Annotated in this window: 10 protein-coding genes; 5 read left to right on the forward strand and 5 right to left on the reverse strand. The window is 65.3% G+C overall.

What is annotated here, in order from left to right; all coding sequences use genetic code 11:
• Positions 1-19: 19 nt before the first annotated feature.
• From ACIP21_RS02760 to ACIP21_RS02780, 5 genes are all read right to left on the reverse strand, one after another.
• Positions 20-754: a phosphoadenylyl-sulfate reductase gene (locus ACIP21_RS02760; RefSeq protein ID WP_400683664.1), complete on the reverse strand. Its 735-nt coding sequence runs from the start codon at positions 752-754 to the stop codon at positions 20-22.
• A 194-nt stretch (positions 755-948) separates the two neighbouring features.
• The gene (gene pabB, locus ACIP21_RS02765) at positions 949-2,292 is read right to left on the reverse strand and encodes an aminodeoxychorismate synthase component I (RefSeq protein WP_400683667.1); all 1,344 of its coding nucleotides are present in this window, start codon (positions 2,290-2,292) and stop codon (positions 949-951) included.
• 236 nt (positions 2,293-2,528) lie between these two features.
• Positions 2,529-3,509, reverse strand: coding sequence for an alpha-L-glutamate ligase-like protein (locus ACIP21_RS02770; RefSeq protein WP_400683669.1), 981 nt, complete (start codon positions 3,507-3,509; stop codon positions 2,529-2,531).
• Positions 3,509-5,044: an inactive transglutaminase family protein gene (locus ACIP21_RS02775; protein WP_400683671.1), complete on the reverse strand. Its 1,536-nt coding sequence runs from the start codon at positions 5,042-5,044 to the stop codon at positions 3,509-3,511. Before ACIP21_RS02775 ends, ACIP21_RS02770 begins: the two co-directional genes overlap by 1 nt.
• 5 nt (positions 5,045-5,049) lie before the next feature.
• Complete coding sequence (locus ACIP21_RS02780; protein WP_054901718.1) at positions 5,050-5,586, reverse strand: ATP-dependent zinc protease; 537 nt, start codon at positions 5,584-5,586, stop codon at positions 5,050-5,052.
• A 293-nt stretch (positions 5,587-5,879) separates the two neighbouring features.
• Between ACIP21_RS02780 and ACIP21_RS02785 the strand changes: the two genes are divergently transcribed.
• The 5 genes from ACIP21_RS02785 to prpF all read left to right on the forward strand — a co-directional run bounded on the left by ACIP21_RS02785 (position 5,880) and on the right by prpF (position 12,631).
• Positions 5,880-6,596, forward strand: coding sequence for a GntR family transcriptional regulator (locus ACIP21_RS02785; RefSeq protein ID WP_400683673.1), 717 nt, complete (start codon positions 5,880-5,882; stop codon positions 6,594-6,596).
• The gene (prpB, locus tag ACIP21_RS02790; RefSeq protein ID WP_400683676.1) at positions 6,593-7,483 is read left to right on the forward strand and encodes a methylisocitrate lyase; all 891 of its coding nucleotides are present in this window, start codon (positions 6,593-6,595) and stop codon (positions 7,481-7,483) included. Before ACIP21_RS02785 ends, prpB begins: the two co-directional genes overlap by 4 nt.
• A 104-nt stretch (positions 7,484-7,587) precedes the next feature.
• Positions 7,588-8,715, forward strand: coding sequence for a 2-methylcitrate synthase (prpC, locus tag ACIP21_RS02795; RefSeq protein WP_400683678.1), 1,128 nt, complete (start codon positions 7,588-7,590; stop codon positions 8,713-8,715).
• Between the two features lie 123 nt (positions 8,716-8,838).
• Complete coding sequence (gene acnD / locus ACIP21_RS02800) at positions 8,839-11,427, forward strand: Fe/S-dependent 2-methylisocitrate dehydratase AcnD (protein WP_400683680.1); 2,589 nt, start codon at positions 8,839-8,841, stop codon at positions 11,425-11,427.
• Positions 11,428-11,440: 13 nt separating this feature from the next.
• Entirely contained in the window at positions 11,441-12,631 is a 1,191-nt protein-coding gene (gene prpF / locus ACIP21_RS02805; protein ID WP_400683682.1) for a 2-methylaconitate cis-trans isomerase PrpF, read from the forward strand.
• The last annotated feature ends 148 nt before the right edge of the window (positions 12,632-12,779 follow it).

Here is a 12,779-nt window from a genome sequence, read left to right on the forward strand (position 1 = left end):
GTTTTTCTTTGCCTGTGAATCAGGCCTTGCTGATCAGGTTGCCGGCGTGCAGCCCGCATTCCTTCTGGGTCGACTCTTCCCACCACCAGCGGCCTTCACGCTCGTGCTGGTTCGGCAGTACCGGGCGCGTGCACGGCTCGCAGCCGATACTGATGAAGCCGCGTTCGTGCAGGCTGTTGTATGGCAGCTCGAGCATGCGGATGTAGCCCCAGACTTCCTCGCTGCTCATCTGCGCCAGCGGGTTGAACTTGTACAGGGTGCGCTCGGGGGTGGAGAAGGCGCCGTCGATTTCCAGCGCCGCCACCTGGCTGCGGGTGCCCGGGCTCTGGTCACGTCGCTGGCCGGTGGCCCAGGCGCTGACCGTGGCGAGCTTGCGCCGCAGCGGCTCGATCTTGCGGATGCCGCAGCACTCGCCGTGGCCGTCCTTGTAGAAGCTGAACAGGCCCTTGTCCTTGACGAACGGGTCGAGCTTGGCGCGGTCCGGGCTGAGGATCTCGATCGGCAAGTTGTATTGCTCGCGCACCTGGTCGATGAACCGGTAGGTCTCCGGGTGCAGGCGGCCGGTGTCGAGGCTGAACACCTTGACCTGCTTGTTCAGTTTCCAGGCCATGTCGACCAGCACCACATCCTCGGCGCCGCTGAAGGAGATCCACAAGTCATCGCCGAAGTGCTCGAAGGCGAGCTTGAGGATGTCCTGCGGGGACTTGTTGGCATAGGTCGCGGCGAGGGCGGCGACGTCGAAGGGTTGGCTCATCAGGCGGTTTCCATCTTGGCTGTGGCGCTGTGCGCTCGTAATGGGGTGATGGTAACAAAAAATGGCGGGGTAGACGGACCGAGATCGGTGTCGCCTGCTTCGCGGGCAAGCCCGCTCCCACAGGTACAGCGCAGGCTTTCAGCGATGCGCGCTAGCTGTGGGGGCGGGCTTGCCCGCGAAGAGGGCGGCGCCACTCACAAGCCCTGCAAGGTCTCCATCAGCACCCGTACCTTGGCGATCGATTCTTCGTATTCCGCCTGCCAGTCCGAGTCGGCCACCACCGCGCCACCGCCCCAGCAACTGACTTGGCCGTCCCTGACCAGCAGGCTGCGGATGGCGATGGAGCTGTCCATTTCGCCGCGCACGTCCAGGTACAGCAGCGACCCGCAGTACAGCGCGCGGCGGGCGGGCTCCAGCTCGTCGATGATCTGCATGGCGCGGATCTTCGGCGCGCCGGTGATCGAGCCGCCGGGGAAGCTGTCGCCGATCAGGTCCAGGGCGTCCTTGTCGCGGGCCAGCTGGCCGGTGATGCTGCTGACCAGGTGGTGGACATTGGGGTAGCTCTCCAGGCTGAACAGTTCCGGCACCTTGACCGAGCCGATCTCGCAGGTGCGCCCCAGGTCGTTGCGCAGCAGGTCGACGATCATCAGGTTTTCCGAGCGGTCCTTGGGGCTGTGGCGCAGCGCTTCGGCGTTGCGCGCATCTTCTGCCGGATCGGCCGAGCGTGGGCGGGTGCCCTTGATCGGGCGGGTCTCCACCTGGCCCTGGCTGACGCGGATGAAGCGCTCAGGGGAAAAACTCAGCAGCGCGCTGCCGTCGGCCAGTTGCTGGTAGCCGGAGAACGGTGTCGGGCAGGCTTCGCGCAGGGCCTGGTAAGCGTGCCAGGGGTCGCCCTGGCAGGGTGCGCGAAAGCGCTGGGTGAGGTTGATCTGGTAGCAGTCGCCGGCCTGGATGTAGCGCTGCACCTGGTCGAAGGCCGCCTTGTACTGCGCCGGTTGCAGGTCGCCCCGCATGGGCGCCAGCAGCTCGAAGTCGCCACGGGGCGAACTGTCGACAGCTTCGAACAAGGTGACCAGGCGTGTCCGCTCTTCAGGGGCGAGGCTGGGGTGGAACACCAGTTGGCTGGTGCCCAGCCGATGGTCGCTGACCATGGCCCAGGCGTACAGGCCCAGTTGCGCATCGGGCAGGCCGAGGTCGTCGACGGCCAGGCTCGGCAGCTGTTCCAGGCGACGCCCGAAGTCGTAGCTCAGGTAGCCGATCAGGCCGCCTGCGAAGGGCAGTTCGAGGCCGGCGGGCAGTTGCGCCTCGCCCAGTTGCTGCAAACCGGCGCGCAGGCGTTGGAGGAAGGCGCGGCCGTCCTCGTCGGGCTGGGCTTGCAGGTGTTGCACCGGCCAGGCGCTGAGCAGGTCGAAGCGGCCACGCTCGGCACCGGGGCGGGCGCTGTCGAGCAGGATCGCGCCGGGGGCCTGGCGCAGGCGGGCGAAATAGGCGGCGGGGTCGGGCTGGTAGGGCAGGGGGTGGAGCGTACAGGTCGGCATCAGTGTGGACGGCGATGTAAAAAGCGAGGAGGGCGATTGTAGACCTGTGCGGGAAATGCGCCTAGCCCTGTGGGAGCGGGTTTACCCGCGAACACCGGCGCAGCCGGTGCCATACACCGCGTCGTATTCTTCGCGGGTAAACCCGCTCCCACAGGGGAATGCAGGCCTTGAGAGCAGTGCGATACCTGTGGGAGTGGGCTTGCCCGCGAATGGGCTGCAAGGCAGCCCCGGTGATATCAGCGCGGGTGCACGTGCCCGAACAGGTTCTGGGCCACCCGCACTCGCTGCTCGGCGTCCTCGGTGATGCCGTCCCTGGCCAGCGCCTCGATGTGCGCCTCGATGGCATGGGTGCGTTGAGTCAGCCCGGTGTCGTTGGCGATCTGGATGTTCAGGCCCGGGCGGGCGTTGAGTTCCAGGATCAACGGCCCCTTGTCCTGGTCCAGGACCATGTCCACGCCGATGTAGCCCAGCCCGCACAGCTCGTAGCAGCCGGCCGCCAGCTTCATGAACCCGTCCCAGTTCGGCAGTTGCACGCCGTCCACCGCGTTGGTGGTGTCCGGGTGCTTGCTGATGATGTTGTTCAGCCAGGTGCCGCGCAGGGTCACGCCGGTGGCCAGGTCCACGCCCACGCCGATGGCGCCCTGGTGCAGGTTGGCCTTGCCGCCGGACTGGCGGGTCGGCAGGCGCAGCATGGCCATCACCGGGTAGCCCATCAGCACGATGATGCGGATGTCGGGCACGCCTTCGTAGCTGATGCTCTTGAAGATCTGGTCCGGGGTCACCCGGTACTCGATCAGCGCACGGTCGCGATGCCCGCCCAGCGAATACAGGCCGGTGAGGATGCTCGACACCTGGTGCTCGATTTCCTCGTGGCTGATGATCTTGCCCGACACCGTGCGGTAACGGTCCTCGAAGCGGTCGGCGATCACCAGGATGCCATCACCGCCAGCGCCTTGCGCCGGCTTGATGACGAAGTCGTTGCGCCCGCCGATGATCTCGTGAAGCGTTTCGATCTGCTTCTCGGTCTCGATGATGCCGTACATCTCCGGCACATGGATGCCGGCGGCCAGGGCGCGCTCCTTGGTGATGATCTTGTCGTCGACGATCGGGTACAGGCTGCGCTTGTTGTACTTCAGCACATAGTCCGCGTTGCGCCGGTTGATCCCCATGATGCCCCGGGCCTCCAGGGCTTTCCACGTCTTGATCAGGCCGAACATCAGGCGTCCGCCTTCTTCACGAATGCCTTGAAGCGCATCAGCTCGGTCAGACGGTAGCCGCGGTAGCGACCCATCGCCAGCATGAAGCCCACCAGCACCAGCAGCACCGCCGGGAAGGTGAAGACGAAGTACACCAGCTCCGGCACCATCATCAGCAGGTGCGCCAGGGAGGCGGCGAACAGGGTGCCGATGGCCACTTTCATGGCATGGCCACCACCGCGTTCCTCCCAGGTGATCGACAGGCGTTCGATGGTCATGGTCAGGATCACCATCGGGAACAGCGCCACCGACAGGCCGCGCTCGAGGCCCAGCTTGTGGCTGAACAGGCTGATGGCGGCAATCAATACCACGACGAAGGTCAGCACCACCGACAGCCGCGGCAGCATCTGCAGCTTCAGGTGTTCGAGATACGAGCGCAGCGACAGGCCCAGCGCGGTGATCACCGTGAACAGCACGATGCCGAAGCCCAGCTGCGTCTCGCGGAAGGCCAGGGCGATCAGCACCGGGGTGAAGGTACCCAGGGTCTGGATGCCGATCAGGTTGCGCAGGATCAGGATCACCAGCACGCCGATCGGGATCATCACCATGATCATGAAGGTCTGCTGGGTCTGCAGCGGCAGGCCGTACAGCGAGTACTCGAGGAAGTCGGCGTCGGTGTTCTCGTCGGTCAGCTTGGCCAGGCGGATGGCGTTCATCTCGCTGTTGTTCATGCTGAAGGTGACGTTGGCCTTCTTGCCGCCATCGACGGTGATCAGGTTGTCGTCACCGGTCCACCACAGCAGGCGATCGGCCGGCAGGCCCTGCTCGCCGGTGTCCGGGTTGAAGTACAGCCAGTCGTTGCCGTTGAAGCTGCGCAGCCACAGTTCAGGCGTTTGTGGGGTGTCGGCAACCAGGCGGATGGTGTGGACTTTTTCCATCGGTACATGGGCGATCGACAGCAGCAGGTCGATGACCTGGGCCTTCTTCATCGGCGAGGTGTCGCCGGCCAGCAGCAACTTGACGTTGTCGTCGTTGAGGTTGTTGACCCGCTTGATGGTCTCGCTGACGAAGGTCTCGACGTCGGCCGAGTGCTGGCGGATCGGCGCCATCAGGGCTTCGGCGGCGATCTTCTCGGGCCCTTCGATGGCCAGGCTGTCACGGAAGGTCGGGCCCTTGATGGTGGTCTTTTCGTTGCTGTAGCGCTTGGTCAGCACCAGGCGGTAATACAGGGTCTGGTTGCCGCTGGCGCGGCGCGCCGACCAGGTCACCTTGCGGTTGCCATCGGCGCGGTTGACGCTGACCCCATAGTTGTTGGAGATGAAGCTCTCGTTGAGGCTGACGTAGTCGCGGTTCAGCGGCGGCACGAACATCTGGATCTTGACCGGATCCTTGGTGCTGGCGACGAACTCGACCTTGGCGTCGATGTTCCACAGGTCGTCGGTTTCATCCTCGGTCACCGGGATGCCGAGCACGAAGATCTGATAAGCCGTGACCGCCACGCCGAGCAGCACCAGCACGGTGATCAGGACTTTCAGATGGAGGGTAAGAGAGCGCATCGGGATTACTCTGCTTTGGGAGCGTCGGTGGCACAGGCAGGTTTGCCGGCCGCGTATTTAAGGCTTGGGTCGACCAGCGCGTCGAAGTGCTTGAGCGCCTCGGAGCCGATCAGCAGCGGGAACTGGAACGCGCTGCGGTCGGTGAGGTTGACTTCGATGGTGCGCCGGGCCTGGCCCATGCAGATTTCGAGTTCGATGACCGGACGGGCAGTATAGGCCTTGCCCGACTCCGCATCGTAGTCGCCGGCGCGGCGCTTGATCTTGCTCACGCGCGCCAGGGGCCGTTCGATGGGGTGCGAATGGGCGGCGTCGATGGCCAGGTAGAAGCGCACCCAGCTCTCGCCATTGCGCTTGAAGCGCTTGATGTCGCGGGCGCTGAGCGAAGCGGTCTTGGCGCCGGTGTCGAGCTTGGCGGCTACCTCCAGGTCGAGGTCGCCAAGCCGGGCGTATTCGTTCAGACCGTACACGGTCTTGCCGGCCGCCTGGCCAAGGGCCGGCAGCAGAGAAAGGCATAGCAGCAATAAAACGGGTGTAAGTCTCATAGTCCTGGCGCGGTGCTGTGCAGGGATCGGGGCAAGGTGACTGGCAACGGCTGCGCAAGCTTCCTCGTAAATCTGTCAACAACCTCAATTGAAGACGGACACACTTCCATACTCCATTGGAAAGCGCGGCATTCTATCACGCCGATGCCTTGACGCCAGCGCGTCGCGATCTGACAACGCCATCATCGGGTAAGTTCGTTCTTAGACGATTGTCGACAATATTGATTTTGTCTTTGACTGGATTCATCTGATTCGCTAGTTTCTGCTCAAGCGATCAGTAAGGTGTCGACAATATGCTGGACCTCTCCACGCCAAGCCCGGCAACCTCCGACGAAACGGAAACCTTGTCCGAGCATGTGTTCCGGCGCATCCAGGCGGCGATCGTCAAGGGCGAGATCGCCCCGGGGAGCAAGATCTCCGAGCCAGAACTGGCGCGCACCTATGGCATCAGCCGCGGCCCGCTGCGCGAAGCCATCCACCGTCTGGAGGGCCAGCGCCTGCTGGTGCGGGTGCCACATGTCGGCGCACGGGTGGTGTCGCTCAACCATGCCGAGCTGATCGAACTGTACGAAATCCGCGAATCCCTGGAAGGCATGGCCTGCCGCCTGGCCGCCGAGCGCATGAGCCAGGCCGACATCGACGAGCTGCGCCGGGTGCTCGACACCCATGAGCGCGATGCCGCGTTCCAGGCTGGGGTGGGCTACTACCAGCAGGAAGGCGACTACGACTTCCATTACCGGATCATCCAGGGCAGCGGCAACCAGACCCTGGTGAAGATGCTCTGCGGCGAGCTGTACCAGTTGGTGCGCATGTACCGCATCCAGTTCTCCGCCACGCCCAACCGGCCGCGCCAGGCCTTTGCCGAACACCACCGCATTCTCGATGCCATCGCCGAGCGTGACGGCGAGCTGGCCGAACTCCTGATGCGCCGCCACATCGGCGCCTCCAAGCGCAATATCGAGCGTCACTACCTGGACGCCCACAACAACAGCCCACGAGGTGAGAAATGACTGTGAAGAGCACCCCCGGTCAGCGTTTTCGCGATGCCGTTGCCGCCGAGCACCCCTTGCAGGTGGTTGGCGCGATCAATGCCAACCATGCGCTGCTGGCCAAGCGCGCCGGCTTCAAGGCCATCTACCTGTCCGGTGGCGGCGTGGCCGCGGGCTCCCTGGGCCTGCCTGACCTGGGCATCAGCAACCTGGACGACGTGCTCACCGACGTGCGCCGCATCACCGACGTCTGCGACCTGCCCTTGCTGGTGGATGTCGACACCGGCTTCGGCGCCTCGGCCTTCAACGTCGCCCGCACCGTGCGCTCGATGAGCAAGTTCGGCGCCGCCGCGATCCACATCGAGGACCAGGTCGGCGCCAAGCGCTGCGGCCATCGGCCGAACAAGGAGATCGTCTCGCAGCAGGAAATGGTCGACCGCATCAAGGCTGCGGTGGATGCCCGTACCGACGACAGCTTCGTGATCATGGCGCGCACCGACGCCCTGGCTGTGGAAGGCCTGAATGCCGCGCTGGACCGCGCCGCAGCCTGCATCGAAGCCGGCGCCGACATGATCTTCCCGGAAGCCATCACCGAATTGCAGATGTACAAGACCTTCGCCGACCGGGTGCAGGCGCCGATCCTGGCCAACATCACCGAGTTCGGTGCAACGCCGCTGTACACCACCGAAGAGCTGGCCTCGGTCGACGTGTCGCTGGTGCTGTACCCGCTGTCGGCGTTCCGCGCCATGAACAAGGCGGCCGACAACGTCTACACCGCGCTGCGCCGCGACGGCACGCAGAAGAACGTGATCGACACCATGCAGACCCGCATGGAGCTCTACGATGCCATCGGTTACCACGCCTTCGAGCAGAGCCTCGATGCATTGTTTGCCCAGAAGAAGAGTTGAAAACGTGCCGGCCTCTTCGCGGGCTTGCCCGCGAAGAGGCCGGCACAGGCAAAGCCGATCAGCCAGAAAGATTCCTATAACAAGTTCAAGAAAGGAGAAACACCATGGCCGAAGCAAAAGTACTCAGTGGCGCAGGCCTGCGCGGCCAGGTGGCCGGCCAGACCGCGCTGTCCACCGTCGGCCAGGCCGGTGCCGGCCTGACCTACCGGGGTTACGACGTCCGTGACCTGGCCGCCGACGCCGAATTCGAGGAAGTCGCCTACCTGTTGCTGTACGGCGAGCTGCCGAGCAAGGCCGAACTTGCCGACTACAAAACCAGGCTCAAAGGCCTGCGCGACCTGCCCCAGGCGCTGAAGGAAGTGCTCGAGCGCATTCCGCGCGATGCCCATCCGATGGATGTGATGCGCACCGGCTGCTCGGTGCTCGGCACCCTCGAGCCCGAACTGACCTTCGAGCAGCAGCGCGACAAGACCGACCGCCTGCTGGCGCTGTTCCCGGCGGTGATGTGCTACTGGTACCGCTTCACCCACCATGGCGTGCGCATCGATTGCAGCAGCGACGAAGACACCCTCGGCGGCCATTTCCTGCAGCTGCTGCACGGCAAGAAACCGAGCGAACTGCACGTCAAGGTGATGAACGTCTCGCTGATCCTCTACGCCGAGCACGAATTCAATGCCTCGACCTTCACCGCGCGGGTCTGCGCCTCGACCTTGTCCGACCTGTATTCCTGCGTCACCGCCGCCATCGGTTCGCTGCGCGGCCCGCTGCACGGCGGCGCCAACGAGGCGGCGATGGAGCTGATCGAGCGCTTCCAGAGCCCGCAGGAGGCCACCGCCGAGCTGCTGCGCATGCTCGAGCGCAAGGACAAGATCATGGGCTTCGGCCATGCCATCTACAAAGAGTCCGATCCGCGCAACGAGGTGATCAAGGGCTGGTCGAAGCAGCTCGCCGACGCGGTCGGTGACACACTGCTGTACCCGGTCTCCGAAGCCATCGACAAGACCATGTGGGAGCAGAAGCGGCTGTTCCCCAACGCCGACTTCTACCATGCCTCGGCGTACCACTTCATGGGCATCCCGACCAAGCTGTTCACCCCGATCTTCGTCTGCTCGCGCCTGACCGGCTGGGCTGCGCACGTATTCGAGCAGCGTGCCAACAACCGCATCATCCGCCCGAGCGCCGAGTATGTCGGCGTCGAACAGCGCCAGTTCGTGCCGATCGAGCAACGTTGAGTCATAGATCGCCGGGGCTGCTGCGCAGCCCCTGTAGGAGCGGCCTTGCGTCGCGAAAGGGGCGCGCAGCGCCCCCAAGGGCCAGACCTGCTTACCGAATACCGTGCCGAGCCTGATAACGATATGAACACTGCCTACCGCAAGAACCTGCCAGGCACCGCCCTGGACTACTTCGATGCCCGCGCCGCCGTCGAGGCGATCAAGCCCGGTGCTTACGATGGCCTGCCGTACACCTCCCGCGTGCTCGCCGAAAACCTCGTGCGCCGCTGCGACCCGGCCACCCTCGACGCCTCGCTGGGCCAACTGATCGAGCGCAAGCGCGACCTCGACTTCCCGTGGTTCCCGGCCCGGGTGGTGTGCCACGACATCCTCGGCCAGACCGCCCTGGTCGACCTGGCCGGCCTGCGCGACGCCATCGCCGACAAGGGCGGGGACCCGGCCCAGGTCAACCCGGTGGTGCCGGTGCAGCTGATCGTCGACCATTCCCTGGCCGTGGAATGCGGCGGTTTCGATCCGCAGGCGTTCGACAAGAACCGCGCCATCGAAGACCGGCGCAACGAGGACCGCTTCCATTTCATCAACTGGACCAAGAAGGCGTTCAAGAACGTCGACGTGATCCAGCCGGGCAACGGCATCATGCACCAGATCAACCTGGAGAAGATGTCGCCGGTGATCCACAACGACCGCGGCGTGGCATACCCGGACACCTGCGTCGGCACCGACAGCCACACTCCGCATGTCGACGCCCTGGGCGTGATCGCCATCGGTGTCGGGGGGCTGGAAGCCGAGAACGTCATGCTCGGCCGCGCCTCGTGGATGCGCTTGCCGGAGATCGTCGGCGTCGAGCTGACCGGCCGCCTGGCGCCGAACATCACCGCCACCGACCTGGTGCTGGCCCTGACCGAGTTCCTGCGCAAGCAGAAGGTGGTCGGCGCCTACCTCGAATTCCATGGCCAAGGGGCGCGCGCGCTGACCCTGGGCGATCGCGCCACCATTTCCAACATGGCCCCGGAATACGGTGCCACGGCAGCGATGTTCGCCATCGACCAGCAGACCATCGACTACCTCAAGCTGACCGGCCGCGACGACCAGCAGGTACAGCTGGTGGAAACCTACGCCAAGGTCGCCGGCCTCTGGGCCGACAGCCTGGCCAAGGCCGAATACGAGCGCACCCTGAGCTTCGACCTGTCGAGCGTGGTGCGCAACATGGCCGGCCCGTCCAACCCGCACGCCCGGGTCGCCACCAGCGAGCTGGCGGCCAAGGGCATCGCCGGGGCCTGGGAAGAAGTACCGGGGCAGATGCCCGACGGTGCGGTGATCATCGCCGCCATCACCAGCTGCACCAATACCAGCAACCCACGCAATGTGATCGCCGCAGGCCTCCTGGCGCGCAACGCCAACCGGCTTGGCCTGGCGCGCAAGCCGTGGGTCAAGTCGTCCCTGGCGCCGGGCTCCAAGGCCGTGCAGCTGTACCTGGAAGAGGCGGGGCTGGAAAAGGAGCTCGAGCAACTGGGCTTCGGCATCGTCGCCTTTGCCTGCACCACCTGCAACGGCATGTCCGGCGCGCTGGACCCGGTGATCCAGCAGGAGATCATCGACCGCGACCTTTACGCCACGGCCGTGCTGTCGGGCAACCGTAACTTCGACGGGCGCATTCACCCCTATGCCAAGCAGGCATTCCTCGCTTCGCCGCCGCTGGTGGTGGCCTACGCCATCGCCGGCACCATCCGCTTCGACATCGAGAAGGATGTGCTGGGCGTGGTCGACGGCCGGGAAATCCGCCTCAAGGACATCTGGCCGAGCGATGCGGAAATCGACGAAGTGGTGCGCGCGGCGGTCAAGCCCGAGCAGTTCCGCAAGGTCTACATTCCGATGTTCGCCATCGAGGAAGACCGCGGGCCGAAGGTGGCGCCGCTGTACCAATGGCGCCCGATGAGTACCTACATCCGTCGCCCGCCCTACTGGGAAGGTGCCCTGGCCGGCGAGCGCACCCTGCGCGGCATGCGCCCGCTGGCGGTGCTGCCGGACAACATCACCACCGACCACCTGTCGCCGTCCAACGCCATCCTGCTCGACAGCGCCGCCGGCGAATACCTGGCGAAGATGGGCCTGCCGGAAGAGGACTTCAACTCCTACGCCACCCACCGTGGCGACCACCTGACCGCCCAGCGCGCCACCTTCGCCAACCCCAAGCTGTTCAACGAGATGGTGCGCAAGGACGACGGCAGCGTGCGCCAGGGTTCGCTGGCGCGCATCGAGCCGGAGGGCAGGGTGACCCGCATGTGGGAGGCCATCGAGACCTACATGGCGCGCAAGCAGCCACTGATCATCGTTGCCGGTGGCGACTATGGCCAGGGCTCGTCCCGTGACTGGGCGGCCAAGGGCGTGCGCCTGGCCGGGGTCGAGGCGATCGTCGCCGAAGGCTTCGAGCGCATTCACCGCACCAACCTGGTGGGGATGGGCGTGCTGCCGCTGGAATTCAAGCCGGGCACCGACCGCAAGACCCTGGGCCTGGACGGCAGCGAGACCTATGACGTGCTCGGCGAGCGCAAGCCGCGGGCGACCTTGACCCTGGTGGTCACCCGGCGCAGTGGCGAACGCCTTGAAGTGCCGGTGACCTGCCGCCTGGACACTGCCGAGGAAGTGTCGATCTACGAAGCGGGCGGGGTGCTGCAGCGCTTCGCCCAGGACTTCCTCGAAGCGACCGCTTGAACAGGACTTGAACATGGCACATGCAGCGCAAGTAAAGATTCCCGCCACCTTTATCCGTGGCGGCACCAGCAAGGGCGTGTTCTTCCGCCTGCAGGACCTGCCGGAACCGGCCCAGGTCCCCGGCCCGGTCCGCGACGCCTTGTTGCTGCGGGTAATCGGCAGCCCCGACCCCTACGCCAAGCAGATCGATGGCATGGGCGGCGCCACCTCCAGCACCAGCAAGACCGTGATCCTGTCGAAAAGCCTCAGCCCCGACCACGATGTCGACTACCTGTTCGGCCAGGTCGCCATCGACAAGGCCTTCGTCGACTGGAGCGGCAACTGCGGCAACCTCTCCGCCGCCGTGGGGGCGTTCGCCATCGGCAACGGCCTGGTCGACCCGGCGCGCATCCCGCGCAATGGCATGGCCGCCGTGCGCATCTGGCAGGCGAACATCGGCAAGACCATCATCGCCCATGTGCCGATCAGTGCAGGCGAGGTGCAGGAAACCGGTGACTTCGAACTGGACGGCGTGACCTTTCCGGCCGCCGAGGTGCAGCTCGAATTCCTCGATCCGGCTGCCGACGAGGAGGGTGCTGGCGGCGCGATGTTCCCCACCGGTAACCTGGTGGATGACCTGGAAGTGCCGGGCATCGGCACCTTCAAGGCGACCATGATCAACGCCGGTATCCCGACCGTGTTCGTCAACGCTGCCGACATTGGCTACACCGGCACCGAATTGCAGGATGCGATCAACGGCGACCCCCAGGCGTTGCAGCGCTTCGAGACGATCCGCGCCCATGGCGCCGTGCGCATGGGCCTGATCGAACACGTCGACCAGGCCGCCGGGCGTCAGCACACGCCGAAAGTGGCGTTCGTCGCGCCGCCGAGCGCCTACACTGCCTCCAGTGGCAAAGCCGTCGCGGTGGCCGACATCGACCTGCTGGTGCGTGCGCTGTCCATGGGCAAGCTGCACCACGCGATGATGGGCACCGCAGCCGTGGCGATCGGTACTGCCGCGGCCATTCCGGGGACGCTGGTCAACCTCGCCGCGGGCGGGGGCGAGCGCAGCGCGGTGCGCTTCGGGCATCCGTCCGGCACCTTGCGGGTCGGTGCCGAGGCGCGTCAGGTGGATGGCGAATGGACGGTGACCAAGGCAATCATGAGCCGCAGTGCTCGCGTGCTGATGGAAGGCTGGGTTCGCGTGCCTGGCGACAGCTTCTGACGCACCCCTGGCGCTCGGCTTTAGTTGGTCGGGGCTGCTTTGCAGCCCTTTCGCGACACAAGGCCGCTCCTACAAGGCATGTGATCTCCTGTAGGAGCGGCCTTGTGTCGCGAAAGGGGCGCAAAGCGCCCCCAGCAATCCCAAAGGG

This window comes from Pseudomonas sp. NPDC089401 (assembly GCF_044749485.1).
Lineage (GTDB): Bacteria > Pseudomonadota > Gammaproteobacteria > Pseudomonadales > Pseudomonadaceae > Aquipseudomonas.

Excerpts from the sequence above, each read along its gene's own strand:
- prpC (WP_400683678.1), top strand. The coding sequence starts at position 7,588 with ATGGCCGAAGCAAAAGTACTCAGTGGCGCAGGCCTGCGCGGCCAGGTG.
- ACIP21_RS02780 (WP_054901718.1), bottom strand. The coding sequence starts at position 5,586 with ATGAGACTTACACCCGTTTTATTGCTGCTATGCCTTTCTCTGCTGCCG.
- acnD (WP_400683680.1), top strand. The coding sequence starts at position 8,839 with ATGAACACTGCCTACCGCAAGAACCTGCCAGGCACCGCCCTGGACTAC.
- ACIP21_RS02785 (WP_400683673.1), top strand. The coding sequence starts at position 5,880 with ATGCTGGACCTCTCCACGCCAAGCCCGGCAACCTCCGACGAAACGGAA.
- prpB (WP_400683676.1), top strand. The coding sequence starts at position 6,593 with ATGACTGTGAAGAGCACCCCCGGTCAGCGTTTTCGCGATGCCGTTGCC.
- ACIP21_RS02760 (WP_400683664.1), bottom strand. The coding sequence starts at position 754 with ATGAGCCAACCCTTCGACGTCGCCGCCCTCGCCGCGACCTATGCCAAC.
- ACIP21_RS02775 (WP_400683671.1), bottom strand. The coding sequence starts at position 5,044 with ATGCGCTCTCTTACCCTCCATCTGAAAGTCCTGATCACCGTGCTGGTG.
- pabB (WP_400683667.1), bottom strand. The coding sequence starts at position 2,292 with ATGCCGACCTGTACGCTCCACCCCCTGCCCTACCAGCCCGACCCCGCC.
- ACIP21_RS02770 (WP_400683669.1), bottom strand. The coding sequence starts at position 3,509 with ATGTTCGGCCTGATCAAGACGTGGAAAGCCCTGGAGGCCCGGGGCATC.
- prpF (WP_400683682.1), top strand. The coding sequence starts at position 11,441 with ATGGCACATGCAGCGCAAGTAAAGATTCCCGCCACCTTTATCCGTGGC.